The organism is Agriterribacter sp. (assembly GCF_035497235.1).
Taxonomy (GTDB): domain Bacteria; phylum Bacteroidota; class Bacteroidia; order Chitinophagales; family Chitinophagaceae; genus Agriterribacter.
The window spans coordinates 107,637-127,955 of record NZ_DATJEB010000013.1 but is presented as its reverse complement, the minus strand read 5'-3'; the positions used below and the strand labels follow the sequence as shown (position 1 = coordinate 127,955).

The following is a 20,319-nucleotide window of genomic DNA, read 5'->3' as shown; positions in this document are numbered from 1 at the left end:
GAATGGATAGCTATAAGCGCTTGTTGTTATACTATTAAAACTACTCCGGGGATTTTTTTCTATGGTTTAACCTTCAGCTCATTTCCGGATCATTTTAACTAAGTTGAAGGAATAGAAGTTTTCTCATGTTTTGGTAAGCGGGTGATTGTCTAATCACCTGCATTTTTTAAGCGGTGATTTATGCTTTTCTTCAGGAAAATCTTAAAAAGTACTGATAAAACCCCTATTTTTGCTGCCCGAAATAAAGAAGTTGAATAGAATTTTCAATTTTTGCAAGGATCGGGGTTCAACAGTAAATAAAAAATATACAACAGGCGGGGTAGCTCAGGTGGTTAGAGCGTTGGATTCATAACCCAAAGGTCTCGGGTTCAACTCCCGATCCCGCTACTATTTGGGAATTTTCATGAAAAAATTGAGAATTCCCATTTTTATTTAACGCATATTCCTTTGAAAGATTGAAAGTTACGAGAACAAAACCATTGATTTTCCTCGTTAGATATTCGCGATTTTTGGAGTCGTAAAAGATACCCTCGGGGAACACAATTTTTAGAATTCGTTGCTTATTCCAACCAAGCCTATCGAACAGATTATGCAAAAGGGCTTCTCTGATATAAAGCTAATAATTGGCACACAGCCGAAAAGTAGTATCAGGAAATTCCAGATACTCCTATTTCCTGAACAGGATGCCAAACTGTTTTACAAAGTGGTTTTCAGCCGCTGGTTTTTGTGACTGGTTATTATGCTGTTCCTGACCAACCTTTATAAATGGGGTATCCACTACAGCGACAACCAGAAGGAGATCAAGCTGGAGCAGATTGAAAATGACAGGATAAGGAAGTCTTGGAACTACATGTACAACAATAACGGCAAAGAAGTAAAAAGGCTGATGGAAAAGGCTTATATCAATTCAGAAGAAACCGAGAACAAATGATGGAAGAAATATTGCGAATACAGTGTATTCACAACTATAACGGTTGTTAAACTTGTATTTCATAATCGATTAGTCAGGTTTAACCTGACCATGCAACTATGAGAAATAAGTATATCTCTACACAGTCAAATGAACTCCTGTCATATTTTAATGAACAGGACAGATTTTGCTTTGGTTATGTAGAGGCTTTTAAGGCTTTATCTGAATCAAGTGAAAGCGCAGTAAAGGAATTACTAAGCGATATGACCAAAAGGGGGCTTTTAATGCGCTTAAAAGAGGGCGTTTATTATATTATACCCTACGAACAGGATGCTGAAACATTTATGCCTGACTGGCACTTAATACCGGAATTTATTGTAAAAGATGCCCAATATTATATTGGCTACTATTCTGCGTTGCAAATTCATAATCTTATTACGCAGCCATCACTGAAAGAGCAAATTGTAGTTTCCAAGCAACTCAGACCTTCAGTAATTAAGATTAAAAACGTTTCCTTTCAGTTTATATATCATAATCCGGATCACTTCTTTGGTATGAAAAAAATCTGGATTGACAACTTTCATAAAGTACAATGCTAAAGTAGAAGGAGAAGTGCAAAGGCATTTGAAAAAGATGAAATTATGACACAGAAAAGTAATTACTCTAATGTCACTTGTCTCCAACAATTTTACAGGAGCAAAACCAAAAACATCTTTGAGGCACTTATAACGGAACGGTAGGAGCTTTTTACATTATGGGACAGGTTCAGTCGTAATGCCGGAGATGCCTATCAGATGATAAACACCCTGCGAAAATTAGGCGTAGAGCCGCAGACAAATGTTAAAACAGATCAAGGAACTGGAAGATAAGCTATCCTAAAGGTTGAAAAACTAGAAGCCAAACTAAGCGGGCTTTCTCATAATGACATAAACATTAAAGACCTACTTGATAAAGGGATTGACATACTGTTAAAGCTGGATTACATCTATGAAACCGCAGATATAGAAAAGAAACGGGAAGTCATTAGTTCGATATTCCCCGAAAAATTGCATTTTGAAAATAGTTCACTTCGAACTGGCAGGGTAAATGAAGCTGTCAAATTTATTTACATGATAGACAGCAATTTAGACGGAAATAAAAAAGGACAAGCCAAAAATAAATTTGACTTGTCCTGTCAAGTCGGGACGACAAGATTCGAACTTGCGACCCCTAGCACCCCATGCTAGTGCGCTACCGGGCTGCGCTACGTCCCGAACTCTATTAAAGGGTTGCAAAAATAGCTTAAAATTCCAATTTCAAAAAATCAATAAATAGCATTTATCTTCGCTCAACTTTTCACAATGACTATCCTCATTCGCAAAGCCATTATTACGCAGCCCGGTTCTCCATTTAACGGACAGCAAAAGGATATTTTGATTACCGGTGGCATCATCGTTCGCATAGCAGATGATATTACGGAAAAAGCAGATACTATTATTGAACGTGAAGGATTACAGGTTTCACCAGGCTGGGTGGATATATTCGCTCATTTATGCGACCCCGGTTATGAGTTTAAAGAAACCCTGCAAACAGGAGCAAGAGCGGCTGCGGCGGGCGGATATACCCATGTGTTTGTGCTGCCTAACACCAATCCTGTGGTACACAGCAAATCACAGGTAGAATATATTAAAGAAAAAAGCAGATCCTTACCGGTAAACATTCATCCCTTAGGTGCTATTTCTAAAAATGCCGAAGGGAAAGACCTTGCCGAAATGTATGATATGTTCGCCAGCGGCGCCATCGCTTTCAGCGATGGTATTAACGCGGTGCAGTCTGCCGGCGTTTTATTAAAAGCGCTGCAATATGTAAAAGCTTTTGAAGGAGTGCTGATACAGATGCCGCAGGATAAGAGTATTGGGGCACATGGATTAATGAATGAAGGAATTATTTCTACCCGGCTGGGGTTGCCCGGGAAACCGGTTATTGCGGAAGAAATGATGGTGGCCAGGGATATTGAACTGGCAGCGTATACATCATCCAAACTGCATTTTACGGGCATCAGTTCCCAACGATCGGTTGATCATATTAAAAAAGCTAAGGAAAAGGGTTTGCAGGTAAGCTGCTCCGTTACCCCCTATCATCTTTTTTTCAGCGATGAAGACCTGGTGAATTATGATACCAATCTTAAAGTGAATCCTCCCTTGCGCACTCCTGAAAACAGGCAGGCACTTCGTGAAGCCATTAACAACGGCTGGATTGACTGCATAGCAACCCATCATTTTCCGCAGGAATGGGACAGTAAAACCTGTGAGTTTGAATATGCGGGTTATGGCATGATAGGGCTGGAAACGGCTTTTGGCGTGGCCGGCGCTGCAGGTATTAGCGCCGAACGCTGGGTGGAATTGTGCAGCATTAACCCGCGTAATATTTTTGGATTGCCTGCAGCGGCTATACAGGAAGAACAACCTGCAGATATTACATTGTTTCACCCGGATATACCATATCGCTTTGAAGAAAAGCAAATTCAATCAAAGTCTAAAAATTCCCCTTTAATCGGAAAAGAACTTAAAGGAAAGGTAATTGGGATAATTAACGGAGAGAAGGTATTTTTGAACACCTGATTTTTACCCAAAACAATAATTATGGAAAAAAAACGAACAGACGTAGGGCTTACTTACGGACTTATATCCGGATTGGCATCTGTAATTTTTGGCCTGATGCTATATTTGGGAGGTGTAAAATGGTTTGTACATCCCATAGCATATGCCGGGTTTGTAATACCTATAGCAATTGCCGTATTGGCCGGCTTAAAACAAAAAAAGCTTAATGAGGGTTATATTGACTTTGCGGCAACCCTGAAGGTTGTTTTTACCACTTTTGTAATTGGCACGGTTATCAGTACCCTGTTTAATTATGTACTGTTTAATTTTATTGATGTGCCATTCCGAGAAGCGCTAACACAGGAAACGGCAGAAAAAGCGCAGCAGATGATGCAAAAGTTCGGGGCAAACCAGGAGCAGATTGATAAAGCTGCAGAAGATATGATGAAGGGCAACAATTACAGCTTCAGCAAGCAAATGCTTGGCGCTGCATTCTTTTGTATTTTCTGGTTTGTAGTAAGTGTTATTATAGCTGCCATCATTAAAAAGAAAAGGCCGGAATTTCCAGCGGCTGCTCAGTAATACTGTTAATATTTTTGCATGAACATCAGCGTTGTTATTCCATTATTGAATGAAGAGGAGTCGTTGCCTGAACTGTGTGCCTGGATCCAAAGGGTAATGGATGAAAACGGATTGTCGTATGAAATTATTTTGGTGGATGACGGAAGCACGGACCAGTCATGGTGCGTTATTGAGCAGTTATGTACGCTACATTCGTTTATAAAAGGCATTAAATTTCAGCGTAATTATGGCAAAAGCGCGGCGCTTAATGAAGGGTTCAAAGCTGCGCAGGGCGAAGTGGTGATTACGATGGACGCGGATTTGCAGGATAGTCCCAATGAAATACCCGAACTGAGGAAGATGATTGTGGAAGAGGGATATGATATGGTGAGCGGATGGAAGAAAAAAAGGTACGACAGTACGCTCGCTAAAAATATTCCTTCCAAATTTTTTAATGCCGTTACCCGGCGTATGTCTAAAATACCGTTGCACGATTTTAATTGCGGGTTAAAAGCGTATAAAAGAAAAGTAATAAAAAGCATTGAGGTATACGGAGAAATGCATCGCTATATTCCCGTGCTGGCCAAGTGGGCGGGTTTTAAAAGAATTGGTGAAAAAGTAGTGGAACATCGCCCCCGTAAATACGGTGTTACCAAGTTTGGCTGGGAGCGTTTCATTAACGGATTTTTAGATTTGGCTTCTATTATGTTTGTAGGGCGGTTTGGGAAGCGGCCCATGCATTTTTTTGGATTGTGGGGAACCCTGAGCTTTTTTATCGGGCTTTTGTTTAGCGTCTATCTTATCGTCAGCAAATTTGTTGACCCGGAATACGCGTTAACCAACCGTCCTGCCTTTTTTATAGCGCTAACCCTGCTTTTGCTGGGGTCTCAGCTTTTTTTAGCAGGATTTACAGGAGAACTTATTGCCCGTAATTCTGCGGAGCGCAACAGTTACCTGGTAGAAAAAAAACTGGGCGTTTGATCGTATAATATACAGTGCTAATGCAAAGAAAGGTTGTCATCATTGGTCCTGCACATCCTTTGCGGGGAGGGTTAGCTTCATACGATGAACGGCTGGCGAAGGAATTTCAGCAGAATGGGTGGAATGCACACATATACACTTTTTCATTGCAATACCCCGGGTTTCTTTTTCCCGGCACAACGCAGTATTCAACTGAGCCACCGCCAGCCGGGCTGGATATACGTGTACGTATTAATTCCATTAATCCCTTTAACTGGTATAGCGTGGGCCGGGAACTGCAAAAGCTTTCGCCGGATATTATTGTAGTACGGTATTGGCTCCCTTTTATGGGCCCCTGCCTGGGAACAATATTAAGGATCGCTAAAAAAAACAAGCACAGTAAAGTGGTATGTATTGCGGATAATATTATACCGCACGAAAAAAGACCGGGTGATGCTGTTTTTACCCGCTATTTTTTAAAAGCTGTGGACGGGTTTATTACGATGAGCGAAAAAGTACTGGCAGACCTGCGCGTAATTGAAGGTAAAAAGCCCGCCCGCTTTGTTCCTCATCCCTTATATGACAATTTCGGGGATAAGGTTAGCAAAGCGGAAGCGCGCCATAAATTAGGTTTAAACAATAATGAAAGAATAGTATTGTTTTTTGGATTTATCCGAAAATATAAGGGGTTGGATATTTTGCTGGATGCGATGAAAATAGTGAAGGAAAAAGCTGCTGCACAAAAAAAATTACCTGTTAGGCTACTGGTAGCCGGAGAGTTTTATGAAAATGATAAGCCTTACCTGCAGCAAATTAAAGACAATGGTATTGAAGATACCGTGATATTAAAAACAGATTTTGTTCCGGATAGCGAAGTAAAATATTACCTGTGTGCTGCAGATATGGTGATACAGCCCTATCGTAATGCTACCCAAAGTGGTGTAACGCCGCTGGCCTATCATTTTGAAACCCCCATGATTATAACCAATGTAGGCGGGTTAACTGCTATGGTGCCGGATGGTAAAGCCGGTTTGGTTGCGGAACCGGATGCCGGTTCCATAGCTGAAAAAATATTGCAGTTTTATGAAACAGGCGCCAATCATTTTATTCCCGGTTTGCTTGAAGAAAAAAAGAAATATACCTGGGATAATATGGTAAAAGCAATTGAGGAAGTGAGTGGAGATGTGGAAACCTACCTTCCGGCAGGCAGGTATGAAGGCGTGGAAATCAGGAAATGAAGAGAAAGAGATACAGGTTTGTTTGGGAATATTCAGAAAGTGATATGAAGGAATTTACAGTTCCGAGATATACTGTAACGTCCTTCTCCGAAAGGGCAGGGAAGAGCGGTTGAAATGCATTTATGGTCGGACGTGTGTTGTTTATGCCGTTGCCGGATGTTAGGATATTTGCTGAAGGGGATATGGTAGAAAATAGGGCTTGGAATGGCATTTCAGCTCCGTCCCCCTCCACAGCGGGGAAAGAGCCCGCCCGAACGACTTTCAGCCGGGCGGGGGTGAGGCAAAAATTCGGCTTACATTTGTACATAATTTAAGTATTATCAACAATGATCTACAGGAGCAGGGCGCCATTGCGGATTGGTTTAGCCGGGGGAGGAACGGATGTAAGTCCGTATTGCGATTTATACGGAGGCGCTATTCTTAATGCAACGGTTTCGTTATATGCCTATGCTAATATTGAACCGCTGAATGAAGAGATTATTATTCTGGAAGCCGCAGACAGGAAAGAAATATTGCAATATCAATGTAGTAAAGCCCTGCCTGTAAACGGTAAGCTCGATTTATTAAAGGGCGTATATAACCGTATACAGGAAGATTATGGCGTGCCTGCCATTGGTTTCAGGTTGCAAACTTTTGTAGATGCACCCGCTGGTTCCGGGCTGGGTACCTCGTCTACCCTGGTGGTAGCCATTATAGGCGCATTTGCCGAAATGCTGAAACTGCCATTAGGCGAATATGATATTGCACATTACGCTTATCGCATAGAGCGTAAAGACCTGAACCTCGCCGGGGGAAGGCAAGATCAGTATGCGGCCACATTTGGCGGCGTTAACTATATGGAATTTTATGAGGAAGATAAAGTGATCGTTAATCCGTTGCGTATTAAATCTGAATACCTCAGTGAGCTCGAAAATAATTTAGTATTGTTTTATACTGCTTCCAGCAGGGAGTCGGCCACGATCATTAAAGAACAACAAAAAAATGTACAGCAAAAAAATGAAGGTTCTATAGAAGCTATGCACCAGTTAAAGGAACAAAGCAGGATGATGAAGGAAGCTTTGCTGAAAGGAAGGCTGAATGAAATTGGGGAAATATTAGATTTTGGATTTCAGCAAAAACGGAAAATGGCGGCTAATATTTCGAACCATTTTATTGAAGAAATATATGAGGCTGCAAAAAAAGCGGGCGCTTCGGGAGGAAAAATATCAGGAGCAGGCGGCGGCGGATTTATGATATTTTATTGTCCGGGTAATACCCGGCATAAAGTAATTGAAACCCTGCATCAATTTGGAGGAGAAATAAAACAATACACGTTCACTAAAAATGGATTGGGTAGCTGGTCTATATAATTTCCTGTTGTTCCGGCTACACGGTTCCGTTACTTGTTAATAAAACAAAAAATATGCTGAACAAAATAAAAGAAATTGTTGGCGCATCCATAACAGTGAAGCAGCAGGTATTGGCCGATGAAAAGCTATTGCAAACGGTGGAAATCATAACAGATGTAATAACCGGCGCTTTTCAGAATGGTAAAAAAGTATTGTTCTGCGGCAACGGGGGCAGTGCTGCCGATGCGCAGCATTTAGCCGCAGAATTCAGCGGTCGTTTTTATATAGACAGGGATGCTCTTCCCGCGGAGGCCCTGCATGCCAATACGTCTTATCTTACAGCCGTGGCCAACGATTATAGTTACGATGTAATTTATTCGCGCCTGATAAAAGGTTTGGGAAATAAAGGCGATGTGCTGGTGGGTTTATCTACCTCCGGTAATTCCAGGAATATGGTACTGGCCTTTGAGCAGGCTAAAGCCAATGGCATGATTACAGTTGGATTTACGGGAGAAAGTGGCGGTAAAATGAAAGCGCTCAGCGATTACCTGGTTAATGTGCCATCGGCAGATACCCCCCGTATACAGGAATCGCATATTTTGCTGGGGCATATTATTTGCCAGTTGGTAGAGGAAAAATATTTCAGCGGCCGGTAATTCGTTCATTTTATTCTATTCATGAATTATGTCCAGCAGCATTACAGAAGCTATTATTCTTGCCGGCGGATTAGGAACGCGTTTGCGGAGTGCCATTCCCAACCTGCCTAAATGCATGGCTCCCGTAAACGGCATACCGTTCATAGCTTATGTAATTACCCATTTCCGGAAGCAGGGCATCCAGAATTTCATATTCGCCTTAGGATATAAAAGTGAAGCATTTGAATCCTGCCTGCAAACGATGCTTCCGGCAAACAATTACCGGCTTTCCATAGAAAATGAGCCGTTGGGCACGGGAGGCGCCATTCGGTTAGCGTGTTCAAAAGCCGGTGAAAAAGATGTACTGATAGCCAACGGAGATACTTTATTTCGCATTAAAATACAGAATATAAGTACTCTTCACTATCAGCAAAAAGCGCACTGTACCCTGGCGCTAAAGCCTATGAAAGCGTTTAGCCGTTATGGCAGGGTAGAGCTCAATAAAGATCTTTCTGTACAGAGCTTTAAGGAGAAGCAATATTTTGCTGAAGGGCTTATTAATGGAGGCGTTTACGCTTTAAATGTGCCTGCGTTTATGCATAAGCAGTTGCCTGAGAAATTTTCCTTTGAGAAAGATTATCTTGAACGGTTTTATAAAGAAGGAAAAATATTTGGTGTAACCGAGGATGCCTATTTCATTGATATAGGTATACCGGAAGATTATGAAAGAGCCCGGGTTGAATTAAGCCCTCACAGCGGGCAATAAAAAATTATAACAAGGTGAGCTATCTGAAATTTTACACATGATTGACCTTACAACAATTGATAAAAGCTGGACCTTATTCCTGGATCGCGATGGCGTGATCAATGATGAAAAGGTGGGTTCCTATATTACGCGTTGGGAAGATTTCAGGTTTTATGATGGGGTACTGGAGGCGCTGAGCATTTTTTCTAAAAAGTTCGGCCGCATTTTTATTGTTACGAATCAGCGGGGGGTGAGTAAGCGATTAATGACGGAGCAGGATTTAAAAGATATTCATCTCAACATGCTGGGGATAATTGGGTTGAATGGCGGAAGGATAGATAAGATTTATTATTGTATTGATATGGAAGCTGAAAGTTCATACAGGAAACCCAATACCGGAATGGGTTTACAGGCTAAAAAAGATTTTCCTGAAATTGAATTTAACCGTTCCTTAATGATTGGAAATACAATGAATGACATGATATTTGGTAAAAAATTAGGAATGTATACTTTTTTTATATCGTCTAACCGGCCTGCACCCGTGCTGCCAGATGCAACGACTGACGCTGTTTTTCCGTCATTGAAAGGCGTATCTGATCTTATAATGCAATAAAAAATGAGTTGAATTGTTTTTGAATTTATTGTATCTTAAAGCATTTACACCAAGCCTTTACTATTTTAAATACGTATATATTTGCAAACCTAAATTTGTTATAATGAAAAAAAATCTATTTTTTCTGCTATGTATAGTTGCAGCCTGCACCCTGGTTTTATCCTGTAAAAAAGATAAGAATGATAAGCCTGAAGAAAAAGATCCTGACGCGGATTTGCCGGCGCTCACTGCTGAAACGATGCTGGGTTATTATGTTGGTCATTGGGGCCCAGGCACTAATGAGCCAAATATTGATTATGCCTTTAGATTAATGCCCAATTCCGCAATTGTGGTTTACGATCAGAGCGCAGATACGGCTAATGGCAAAAAGGCCTATGGTACATGGGAATATAATGCCAGTACAAAAAAGTTAAAAGCGTACTATCGCTATAATGATGCCGAAGCGAAAGTGATTTCTACATATGGAGATCTCAATCACCGTCGTTTTATCGGAACCTGGGGTCCGAATCAGGACAGTGCGAGGGGTGGAAAATATAATGTAAGGTATACCAGCAACTAATAACATATTTTATCTTAGTCAAAAGGTCGCTTCCAATTTGCGGAAGTGACCTTTTAGTGCCTAAGTTATTCGGTTAATAGGCACCCAATCCTAATAGAAGCTGTCTGAAAATGCTTGCTGTTGCTTATCCACAATAAAAAATACCGCAGATTTTATCTGCGGGCCTGCGGCAAAAAATGCATTACGTCATTTAAAATTAAGTTTAGGCAGCGCTTTAGCTCAGCGAACTGTTCCAGCTAAACTATAATCACATTTCCTGCCAAACTGGCATTTTTTTAATGCCCTTTTGGTTATCTTTGCGTCTTCAAAAGTTCAGAACATATGTTGGATGTGTTAACACAAAAAATACATGATGAGGCAAGGCAGGGAGAAGCATATACCCCCTTTATTAATGATCCTGCTCAATACCATAAAAAATTTTATATAGAAAGCTATGGCTGCCAGATGAATTTCTCGGATAGTGAGATCGTTGCTTCTATTCTGCAAAACGCTGGCTTTGGCGCCACCCGTAATGTGGCCGAAGCGGATTTAGTGTTGCTGAATACCTGTTCTATTCGCGAAAAGGCAGAACAAACGGTACGTAAGCGGCTTACGGAATTCCGGAAAATAAAGCAGGCTAAACCCGGGTTGCTGGTAGGTATACTGGGCTGTATGGCCGAACGGTTAAAATCAAAGCTTCTTGAAGAAGAACACCTGGTAGATTTGGTTGTTGGTCCGGATGCCTACCGGAGTCTGCCGGGCTTGGTAGAAGAAGCCGAAGGAGGCCAAAAAGCGGTAAACGTATTGCTTAGCCGCGAAGAAACCTATGCTGATATTTCACCCGTACGATTAAACAGCAACGGCGTTTCGGGTTTTGTAAGCATTATGCGGGGCTGTAATAACATGTGTACCTTTTGCGTGGTGCCGTTTACCCGCGGAAGAGAAAGAAGCAGGGATGCGTTTTCCATAGTAAGAGAATGCCAGGATCTGTTTGATCGTGGTTATAAGGAAGTAACCTTGCTGGGACAAAATGTAGACAGCTATTATTTTACACCGGAAACCGGGGACAGCAGCTTAGGTAAAGCAACTGTTGTAGTAACTTTTGCGCTCCTTTTAGAAATGGTGGCAAAAATTTCACCCCTGCTCCGCGTTCGGTTTTCTACCTCTCATCCTAAAGATATTACGGATGACGTGCTGCATGTTATAACCCGGTATGAAAATATTTGCAAATACATACATCTTCCTGTGCAAAGCGGCTCATCACGCATATTGCAAATGATGAACCGTACCTATACCCGCGAATGGTATATGGCTAAAATTAACCGTATTCGTGAAATCATCCCCAATTGTGGCATCAGCAGCGATATTATAGCCGGCTTTTGTACGGAAACGGAACAGGATCACCAGGATACCCTGTCGTTAATGGAGTACAGCGGATACGATCTGAGCTATATGTTTTTTTACAGTGAGCGGCCGGGCACGCTGGCACAAAGAAGGTATAAAGATGATGTTCCGGAAGCGGTTAAAAAAAGAAGGTTACAGGAAATTGTGGATTTACAGAACCGGCTGTCTAAAGAGAGCAATAAGAAAGACCAGGGCAAGACTTTTGAAGTATTAATTGAGGGCGACAGTAAGAAAAGTGAGCAGGACTGGATGGGTAGGACTTCACAAAACAAAGTAATCGTTTTTTCCAAAAGCGGTAATGCGTATAAAAAAGGTGATTACGTAAAGGTGAAGGTAACAGACTGTACAAAAGCAACCTTATTGGGGGAGATCATATAAAACAATTGCCAATCCTTTTAACAGCCATATAAAATGGATATACAATCAATAAAAAACAGGTTTGGCATAATAGGTAATTCACCTGCTTTGAGTTATGCCCTGCAGGTAGCGGCGCAGGTAGCCAATACAGACCTTACTGTACTCATTTACGGCGAAAGCGGCGTGGGTAAAGAAGTGTTTTCTCAGATCATTCATGCCCTGTCAACCCGTAAACACAATCCTTTTATAGCGGTAAACTGCGGCGCTATTCCGGAAGGCACTATTGATTCGGAGTTGTTCGGACACGAAAAAGGATCATTTACCGGCGCCGTTGACAGCCGGAAAGGATATTTTGAAACGGTAAACGGGGGAACCATTTTTTTAGATGAAATAGGGGAGATGCCCTTAGGTACGCAGGCCCGTTTATTACGTGTTTTAGAAGCAGGGGAATATATCCGTGTAGGATCATCCAAAGTGCAAAAAACAGATGTAAGGGTAATAGCAGCTACTAACAAAGATTTGCTGGAATACACACACAAGGGAAAATTCAGGCAGGACCTATATTACCGGCTGAATACCGTTCCTATACGCGTACCCGCATTGAAAGACCGCCAGGAAGATACTATTCTTTTATTCAGGAAGTTTGCTGCCGACTTTGCAGAGCGCTATAAAACACCATCTGTACAATTAGATGATGAAGCAAAGGAGTTGTTAATTCGTTATCCCTGGCCCGGGAATGTGAGGGAATTGAAGAATATTGCAGAGCAGATATCGGTGCTTACACAGGATAAATTAGTAACGGCAAGACAGCTACGGCAATTTTTGCCTGAGCATAATACCAACAGGATGCCCGTGCTTGCAGGAAGTAATGGAAGCGTATCACACGCCGAGTTTGCCAATGAAAGAGAGATATTGTATAAGCTTTTCTTTGACATGAAAAAAGATGTTACCGAACTGAAAAAAATGTTTGTGGATATCCTGCAAAATCCCCAGCGGGCCGGTGCCATGGCTGCTTACACCAAAGAAACATTACTGGGTGATTACCAGCAGATAGAAAGAGAAAAAAATGTAACGCCGGCTTTGGTTCAGGCTTCTCAGCCGGTGTTTATCAATAATAATAATGATATTTATGAGCATGAGGAAATAGAAGAGTCGCTTAATATTATGGATAAAGAAAAGGAACTGATCGTTAAGGCGCTTAAAAAACATAAGGGCAAACGAAAAGATGCTTCATCTGATCTGGGTATCAGCGAAAGAACGCTATACCGAAAGCTGAAAGAATACGATATTAATGAATAATGCCATGCTGAAAAGAAGCTTCTTCATAGGGTTTGCCCTGCTATCGGTTCAGGCTACCTGTAACTATACCTTTAAAGATGTAAGCATACCTCCCGAAGTTAAAACGGTAAGCGTAAATTATATCGAAAACAGGGCCAGGTACATCAATCCGCAATTGAGCCCCCAGCTAACCGACAGGCTGCGTCAGAAAATAACAGGACAAACCCGTTTAACCATTATCAACGGCGATGAAGCGCATTATGATATAAGCGGGTATATAACAGATTTTTCAGTAAATACTTCGGGTATTTCGGGAAAGGAAGCATCCAGTAACAACCTGAATGTAACGGTGCATATTATATTTAAAAACCGGCTGGATGAAAAAAAGAATTTTGAAACAGACATTACGAGAAATTTTCCTTTTTCGGCTTCACTCAGTTTTACAGATGCGCAGAACCGCCTGATGGATGATATATTAAAAAATATGTCGGATGATATTTTCAATAAAATATTCTCTAACTGGTAAAGGGTAGTATCTTCATGCCAATGAATCCTGATTTTGATAATCTGCTGCAAAAAATCTTCCGGGCAACCAAGCTGGAGGAGGCAGATGTATTGAGCATGGAGCAACTAACCGGGCAGTATCCTTATTTTGCCCCGCTCCAATACCTGCTGGCAAAAAAATACAGGCAACTCCATTACCCCGAATATAAATCTCAAATTACCAGAACAGCTATTTTCTTCAGTAATCCGCATTGGCTGAATGATTTATTATTGTCTGATCAGGAGGCTCATCTTAAAGATGATATTGAAAATACAGGGGAGCAGCATGTTGTTGAAGAAAGCAGGATCTCCCATGATTTTGAATCACCGCTGCCGGTAGCCCAAACAGGCGAAACACAGCCTTTGAGTGTGCAGGCTCCCGTAGGGCCGGAAGAAGATATTTTAGCTCAGCCTGTACAGAAAGGAGCACCACCGGATGCTTTGTTACAGGGCGAAGATATGGTATCAGCAGACGATGATGCCATGTTGCCTGAACTTTCTGTGCAGCTTGATGAAACCGTTTATTTAGAACCGAATAGTGAGGTTCCGGTGAACGAAAGTGCATTTCAGTATAATGGGGAGAAGATGTTGCCGGAATCGCCAGCGGAAGAAGCGCAGCTTTCTGCCACTCAGCAGGAATTCCCTGTTCAGGAAATAATTCCTGCTGAATTACAGGAAGATATCTATTCAAATATACCCGGATCTTTTCCTGAACATACTGCTGAGCAGGAGTTAGTGCAAGATGCTGAACCCTTACCGGAAAGAACGCTGCCACTGCAACTCATTAAGCCCGGTAGCTTATTGCAGCCGGATGCAGGCAATTTGCCGCTTATACCTATAGAACCCTTATACGCAGTTGATTATTTTGCATCGCAGGGTATAAAACTGGCCAATGAGGAGGGGAAGGATAAGCTAAGTCAGAAATTACGCAGCTTTACAGAATGGCTTAAAACCATGAAACGGATTTATCCTGAAAAGCTGGAGCAGGAGATGGATTCCCGGAACTCCACTGTTATTCAGCATATAGCTGAACACTCCAATGAATTGGAAGATGTGGTAACAGAAGCCATGGCCGAAGTTTATGCCCGGCAGGGACTTAGGAATAAAGCAGCGGAGGTGTACCAGAAATTAAGTTTGCTCAATCCCAATAAAAGAACTTATTTTGCAGCCAGAATTTCCAAATTAAACGAAACCTGATATGACGCTTTTGTTTTTGATATTGATTATTATATGCAGTGTGGTGCTGGGTCTTATCATATTAATTCAAAACCCTAAAGGGGGTGGACTGTCAGGAAGCATTGCGGGCTTCAGTAACCAGTTTATGGGTGTTAAGCAAACCACGGATGTACTGGAAAAAGGTACCTGGATATTCTCGGGCATAATAGGAGTGCTGTGCCTGTTTTCTACCTTTTTTATGGGTTCCGGCGATGGGGATAGCCAGTTTATTAAAGGAATCAATACCAACCAGCAACAGCAGCCAACTTTACCGGCGCCCCAGCCACAACAAACAACACCCCAGGAAACGCCTGCACAACCGCAACCATAATTAATTATTGATAATAACTTTATTATTATTAACCCTGTTGTTTACCGGCAGGGTTTTTTGTTTATTTTCAACTTACTTTTTGAAATCAATAATCCCGGTAAATGATGTTCAGGAAACTGATATTATCCGCTTTAATTGTTGTGCTTGCAGTAATCCTTTTTTTTGCATGGCGGGTAATGGGCAGTAATACTGCTTTTAAACAGGAGAAATACTTTCTGTACATTAAAACCGGGAGCGGTTTTGAAAATGTAATGCAAACCCTCCGGGCAGACAGCGTGATCAAAGACCCGGGTATGTTTTCGTTCATTGCAAAAAAGTTCAGCCTGCCCCAAAAAATAAAAGCCGGTAAATACGAAATAAAAAGCGGGGAGGGTATTTGGAGCATAGTGCAAACGCTTCGCAACGGCAGGCAAACGCCGGTAAACCTTGTTATAACGAAGTTCAGAACTAAGGAAGATTTTGCCCGTTTTGCAGGACAGCGGCTGGAATGCGATTCTCTTGCTGTTATAATGTATCTCAACAGCAATGATTCACTGCAAAGCAAAGGATTAGATACCAGTAATGTAATGACGGCCGTTATACCCAACACCTACAGTTTTTTCTGGAACACCACAGCCGCCGCGTTGTTTAACAGGCTTTACAGCGAAGAAAAAAAATTCTGGAAAGAAGAAAGAGTGCAAAAGGCGCGAAACCTGGGGCTTACGCAGCAGCAGGTATATATTCTGGCATCTGTAATTGAAGAAGAAACCAATAAATATGATGAGATGCCCCTGATGGCAAGCGTATATATTAACCGCCTTAATAAAGGTATGCCCCTTGGCGCGGATCCCACCATAAAGTTCGCCACCCGTAATTTTGACGCTAAAAGAGTAACCCTGAAAATGATCAGTGAAAGTGCGGAGTCGCCATATAATACGTACAAAAACAAAGGGCTGCCACCCGGTCCTATATGTACTCCTTCCATTAAAACAATTGATGCAACGCTTGATGCGGCTTCTACCGGTTATCTTTACTTCTGTGCAAAACCCGACTTTTCCGGCTATCATGCTTTTGCAGCTACAGATACGGAACATTTTAGAAATGCAAGAGCCTATCAAAAAGCATTGGACCGCTTAAAAATAAAATAAGTATCTTATATAGTATGACGAAGCTTGAACGCATTATTATAACATCGCGGCCTGTTGATTTTATAATAACCAGGTCAAAGCAATTGATTTTGCCGGGTTTCCAGGGGTTACCGCTATATGATGTTGTATTGTTTTTACTGAGGCAAATTAAAAAGGAAGGCTTGAATATAAGAGCGGCAGCCATTTCCTTTAACTTATTAATGGCTATACCGCCGTTTCTTATATTTTTATTTACCCTGGTGCCTTACCTGCCCGGGCAACAAAATTTTGTAAATGAATTACTGCGGTTAATACGGGACCTTACACCTAACCGGGATACCTATATATGGGTAAGGGATTTTATAGTGGATTTTACAAAGCCCCGCAGCGGGTTATTATCTATAGGGTTTATTACAGCAGGCTTCTTCGCATCCAATGCCATGCTGGGCATAATGAACTCCTTTAACCGCTCTTTACATGTAATGTACAGGCAAAAAAGAAATTTTTTGCAGAGCAGGGTGGCCGCGCTGAAACTTACCTTTTTTATCGCCACCATATTTATGGCATCCATCCTGTTGCTGATTTCGCAGGGAAGTATATTAAGAAGTGTGTTACACTGGATGAATATAGAAAATGAAACCATACGCTGGTGGATTAGTTCATTGCGCTGGATTGTAATTGTAGCGCTGATTTATTATGCTATCGGGTTGATATATCGTTTTGCGCCGGCCATTCAGCGAAAATGGAATATCAATTCGCCGGGAACGATTCTCGCTACTTTCCTGATTATCATGCTTACTATACTATTCAGTTACTGGGTTAATAATTTTGGAACCTACAACAAAGTATACGGTTCTATAGGCACGGTAATAATACTAATGTCATCGTTCTTCTTTAATTCGCTCATCCTGTTAATGGGTTTTGAATTGAATGTTAGCATCAGCCACCTTAAAATGGCAGCGGAGAGCAGGCAGGGAAAAGAAGAGGGAGAAACCTAGCAATTTAATACTGCCGGAAGCCGCAGAGAAGCTGATGGAAAATCCGGCTGATTTGTTTAATTTGCCTGGTCACCAGTAAATGACCAATTAAACCTGCACTATGCCGTTAATATCTCCATCTTTATTAGCCTGTGATTTTTTAAAGCTGCAGGAAGCATGTGATATGCTGAATGAAAGTGAAGCAGACTGGTTTCATCTTGATATAATGGACGGGCGTTTTGTGCCCAATATCAGCTTTGGTATGCCCTTAGTTGAAAAGATCCGTAAAGCCACCAATAAACCCTGTGATGTGCACTTAATGATTGAAGAGCCGGGCAGGTATGCGGCCGATTTTAAAATAGCGGGTGCGGATCATCTCATTGTTCATTATGAAGCTTGTCCGCACCTGCATCGCAATATTCAGCAAATCAAAGACCTGGGAATGAAAGCGGGCGTAGCTATCAACCCGCATACTCCCGTTCAGTTATTACAGGATATTCTTGCATATACCGATATTGTTTGTGTAATGAGTGTAAACCCCGGTTTTGGCGGACAGGCGTTTATAGCCCACACGTTAACTAAAATACAGTTACTCCGTCAGCGCATTGACCAGTTAAAGCTGCATACGATTATTGAGGTGGATGGAGGAATTACGCTTGAAAATGCCCATGCGGTTATTGAAGCAGGGGCGCACGCGCTGGTGGCCGGCACCACCATTTTTAATGCTTCGGATCCCAAAGAAGTAATACGCCGGTTGAAGCATATATAAATTACTGGTGTTCAATGGTAGATATGCGGCAGCCCGCTGCGTATAATTCCGCTCTCATATTATGGTTTTTTTGATGCAGCGCAGATTATCACTGCTTTCTGTTAGCATAAGGTAATGCTGCTGTAGAAAATAATGAATCCTATAATAATAGCTTTGTGTACCCGTTTAATGTATGATAATTTCATTTTTATCGAATTTAATTTCTACCCCCGTGAAAAAATTTACTTTAATTGAACCCAACACTATGGAGAAGGTTATAGCTATTTGCCAGCAGTATACTCCATTGGATGACACCAGCCAGCAGGCGTTGCAGCGCATTATTACGTTAAAGGAGTATCGCAAAAATGATCATGTGTTTGAGCAGGATCAGTTTTGCGGCGATCTTTTTGTGATTGTAAAAGGCTCTTACCGGCTCTTTCATAAAGCAACACAGAAAGAGCACACCACCTGGCTGGGATATGACGATCATATCATATCTTCTCTCCATTGCTTATTGTTTAATACACCGGCAAAAGAAACCATGCACATCCTGGAAGATTCGGTTATAGGTGTAATACCTTATAATGAATTACTGAGCCTGGGTCGTCAGTATGCCGCAATAGACAAGCTGAACCGCACTATTATGAGCATCTTCATTATGGAGATGCAGGAAAATCTTTTTGCTACCCGTTTTATGGAAGCGGCAGACCGCTACCATTATTTTACGCAAAAACAGCCGGAAGCTTTGCAGCGTATACCGCTAACCTATCTTGCGTCTTTCCTTGGTATTACCAAAGAAAGCCTGAGCAGGATCCGTTCAGGATTCAGAACAAGAGATAACAGCTTTGGATTGAACAATTCTTACCTGCGAACGGCCTCGTAAATAAAATCAGTTAATAATACAGCAAGGGAAATTGGAATTCGTTTCAGTTTCCTTTTTTTATTTACCGTTGCCCGGGTTTTCGCTTATAAAATTTCCTTTGTGGTTTCCGGTCGCCGGTTTTTTTGCGCGGATGCCAGGCGGGTGCTTGTCCAAGAAATTGTGGCAATACCGCTTTTTCTACTTCTTTATCAATTAAGGTTTCAATTGCGGCGAAACTGTTTTGTTCTTTTTCTCCCACTATGGTAAAAGCCATGCCGTCTGCTTCGGCTCTTGCTGTTCGTCCAATGCGGTGCACATAATCCTCCCCGTCACGCGGCACATCGTAATTGATAACAAGATCAATGGTGTCAATATCAATTCCACGGCTTAAAATATCGGTGGCCACCAGTATGGGTATGCGTCCGCTGGTAAAGCTGTTTACCACGTTTTCGCGTTGCGATTGCAGCAGGTCGCTATGCATTTCCTCCACTACAAACCCGTTTTGTTTAAGCATTCGCGTCAGCACTTTTACATTTTGTTTGCGGCTGCAAAAGATCAATACGCTTTTATAAGGCGTTTTGGTTAATAAATACTTTATCAGTGGAAGTTTCTGTTCTTCATACACTACAAAAGCCCGTTGTACAATTTTTTCGGGCGGGCGGGAAATGGCGATATTAATTTCTACCGGGTTAACAAGGATTTGCTGCGCCAGCTTTCTTATTTTGGGAGGCATGGTTGCCGAAAACAATAAGGTTTGACGCTTAGCGGGCAGTTGGGTAATGATCCTGTTAATGTCATCCTGGAAACCCATGTCTAACATACGGTCTGCTTCATCCAATACCAGAAACTGTAATCCTTTTATTGATACATAGCCCATATTAAGATGCGCTATAAAACGGCCGGGCGTACAAATAATAATGTCGGCGCCCATCTGCAGGGCTTTTTTCTCACCAACAAAATTCTGTGCATCGCTGCCGCCATATACCGCTAATGAACTGATAGAGGTGAAATACGTTAAACCTTCCAGGTGCTGTGAAATTTGTATAGCCAGTTCCCGTGTAGGCACAATGATTAATGCCCGTACATCTCCGGCGGTATCTTTTTCCAGCAAGCGGTGAATAATGGGGAGCAGAAACGCGGCTGTTTTGCCGGTACCGGTTTGTGCTGAAGCAATGATATCCCTTCCTGCCAGTATGGGAGGTATAACCTGTTCCTGTACCGGGGTGGCTGTTTCATAATTCGAAGCTTCAATTCCTTCCAGTAGTTCGGGGTGAAAGTTAAATTCTGTAAAGCGCAAGTGATATAAGTATTTTATGTTATTTCAGAAAGACAGGTTCCTTAGGAGGAACAAGTAAAGATAATTGAAAATTGCCAGTGCACCATGAGTAGCT

General features: G+C 41.8%; 21 protein-coding genes and 2 tRNA genes. 21 read left to right on the top strand and 2 right to left on the bottom strand.

What is annotated here, in order from left to right; genetic code table 11:
• Positions 1-313: 313 nt before the first annotated feature.
• From VL121_RS03515 to VL121_RS03505, 3 genes are all read left to right on the top strand, one after another.
• Positions 314-387: transfer RNA gene (locus VL121_RS03515), tRNA-Met, on the top strand.
• A gap of 352 nt (positions 388-739) precedes the next feature.
• Complete coding sequence (locus VL121_RS03510) at positions 740-931, top strand: hypothetical protein (protein ID WP_325402205.1); 192 nt, start codon at positions 740-742, stop codon at positions 929-931.
• Positions 932-1,029: 98 nt separating this feature from the next.
• On the top strand, positions 1,030-1,509 hold the full coding sequence (locus tag VL121_RS03505) for a type IV toxin-antitoxin system AbiEi family antitoxin domain-containing protein (protein WP_325402203.1): 480 nt from the start codon (positions 1,030-1,032) through the stop codon (positions 1,507-1,509).
• A 580-nt stretch (positions 1,510-2,089) separates the two neighbouring features.
• Here the strand turns inward: VL121_RS03505 and VL121_RS03500 are convergent.
• A tRNA-Pro gene (locus VL121_RS03500) sits at positions 2,090-2,163 on the bottom strand.
• An 87-nt stretch (positions 2,164-2,250) separates the two neighbouring features.
• Between VL121_RS03500 and VL121_RS03495 the strand changes: the two genes are divergently transcribed.
• From VL121_RS03495 to VL121_RS03410, 18 genes are all read left to right on the top strand, one after another.
• Positions 2,251-3,510, top strand: coding sequence for a dihydroorotase (locus VL121_RS03495; RefSeq protein ID WP_325402201.1), 1,260 nt, complete (start codon positions 2,251-2,253; stop codon positions 3,508-3,510).
• A 21-nt stretch (positions 3,511-3,531) separates the two neighbouring features.
• Complete coding sequence (locus VL121_RS03490) at positions 3,532-4,071, top strand: DUF4199 domain-containing protein (protein ID WP_325402200.1); 540 nt, start codon at positions 3,532-3,534, stop codon at positions 4,069-4,071.
• Positions 4,072-4,089: 18 nt separating this feature from the next.
• On the top strand, positions 4,090-5,031 hold the full coding sequence (locus VL121_RS03485; protein WP_325402198.1) for a glycosyltransferase family 2 protein: 942 nt from the start codon (positions 4,090-4,092) through the stop codon (positions 5,029-5,031).
• A gap of 20 nt (positions 5,032-5,051) precedes the next feature.
• Positions 5,052-6,248 (top strand): glycosyltransferase, encoded by a 1,197-nt coding sequence (locus VL121_RS03480; protein WP_325402196.1) that lies wholly within the window; start codon positions 5,052-5,054, stop codon positions 6,246-6,248.
• 326 nt (positions 6,249-6,574) lie between these two features.
• Positions 6,575-7,597, top strand: a complete 1,023-nt coding sequence (locus VL121_RS03475; protein ID WP_325402194.1) for a GHMP family kinase ATP-binding protein — start codon at positions 6,575-6,577, stop codon at positions 7,595-7,597.
• Between the two features lie 53 nt (positions 7,598-7,650).
• Positions 7,651-8,232, top strand: a complete 582-nt coding sequence (locus VL121_RS03470) for a D-sedoheptulose-7-phosphate isomerase (RefSeq protein ID WP_325402192.1) — start codon at positions 7,651-7,653, stop codon at positions 8,230-8,232.
• A gap of 28 nt (positions 8,233-8,260) precedes the next feature.
• Positions 8,261-8,977, top strand: a complete 717-nt coding sequence (locus VL121_RS03465; protein WP_325402190.1) for a nucleotidyltransferase family protein — start codon at positions 8,261-8,263, stop codon at positions 8,975-8,977.
• A gap of 37 nt (positions 8,978-9,014) precedes the next feature.
• A complete protein-coding gene (locus VL121_RS03460) occupies positions 9,015-9,569 on the top strand; it encodes a D-glycero-alpha-D-manno-heptose-1,7-bisphosphate 7-phosphatase (protein WP_325402188.1) in 555 nt (184 codons plus the stop codon).
• Between the two features lie 103 nt (positions 9,570-9,672).
• Positions 9,673-10,128, top strand: coding sequence for a hypothetical protein (locus VL121_RS03455; RefSeq protein WP_325402186.1), 456 nt, complete (start codon positions 9,673-9,675; stop codon positions 10,126-10,128).
• 321 nt (positions 10,129-10,449) lie between these two features.
• Complete coding sequence (miaB, locus tag VL121_RS03450; RefSeq protein ID WP_325402184.1) at positions 10,450-11,889, top strand: tRNA (N6-isopentenyl adenosine(37)-C2)-methylthiotransferase MiaB; 1,440 nt, start codon at positions 10,450-10,452, stop codon at positions 11,887-11,889.
• Positions 11,890-11,922: 33 nt separating this feature from the next.
• The gene (locus VL121_RS03445) at positions 11,923-13,167 is read left to right on the top strand and encodes a sigma-54 interaction domain-containing protein (RefSeq protein WP_325402182.1); all 1,245 of its coding nucleotides are present in this window, start codon (positions 11,923-11,925) and stop codon (positions 13,165-13,167) included.
• 4 nt (positions 13,168-13,171) lie between these two features.
• The gene (gene lptE, locus VL121_RS03440; protein WP_325402180.1) at positions 13,172-13,672 is read left to right on the top strand and encodes an LPS assembly lipoprotein LptE; all 501 of its coding nucleotides are present in this window, start codon (positions 13,172-13,174) and stop codon (positions 13,670-13,672) included.
• Positions 13,673-13,692: 20 nt separating this feature from the next.
• Positions 13,693-14,886: a hypothetical protein gene (locus VL121_RS03435; protein WP_325402178.1), complete on the top strand. Its 1,194-nt coding sequence runs from the start codon at positions 13,693-13,695 to the stop codon at positions 14,884-14,886.
• A gap of 1 nt (position 14,887) precedes the next feature.
• Positions 14,888-15,235, top strand: coding sequence for a preprotein translocase subunit SecG (gene secG, locus VL121_RS03430; RefSeq protein WP_325402176.1), 348 nt, complete (start codon positions 14,888-14,890; stop codon positions 15,233-15,235).
• Between the two features lie 101 nt (positions 15,236-15,336).
• On the top strand, positions 15,337-16,362 hold the full coding sequence (gene mltG / locus VL121_RS03425) for an endolytic transglycosylase MltG (protein WP_325402174.1): 1,026 nt from the start codon (positions 15,337-15,339) through the stop codon (positions 16,360-16,362).
• A gap of 14 nt (positions 16,363-16,376) precedes the next feature.
• Positions 16,377-17,339: a YihY/virulence factor BrkB family protein gene (locus VL121_RS03420; RefSeq protein ID WP_325402172.1), complete on the top strand. Its 963-nt coding sequence runs from the start codon at positions 16,377-16,379 to the stop codon at positions 17,337-17,339.
• Between the two features lie 100 nt (positions 17,340-17,439).
• Positions 17,440-18,087: a ribulose-phosphate 3-epimerase gene (rpe, locus tag VL121_RS03415; RefSeq protein WP_325402170.1), complete on the top strand. Its 648-nt coding sequence runs from the start codon at positions 17,440-17,442 to the stop codon at positions 18,085-18,087.
• A gap of 211 nt (positions 18,088-18,298) precedes the next feature.
• Positions 18,299-18,949, top strand: coding sequence for a Crp/Fnr family transcriptional regulator (locus VL121_RS03410; protein ID WP_325402168.1), 651 nt, complete (start codon positions 18,299-18,301; stop codon positions 18,947-18,949).
• 61 nt (positions 18,950-19,010) lie between these two features.
• Here VL121_RS03410 and VL121_RS03405 read toward each other — a convergent pair whose 3' ends face one another.
• A complete protein-coding gene (locus VL121_RS03405; RefSeq protein WP_325402166.1) occupies positions 19,011-20,225 on the bottom strand; it encodes a DEAD/DEAH box helicase in 1,215 nt (404 codons plus the stop codon).
• Between the last annotated feature and the right edge of the window lie 94 nt (positions 20,226-20,319).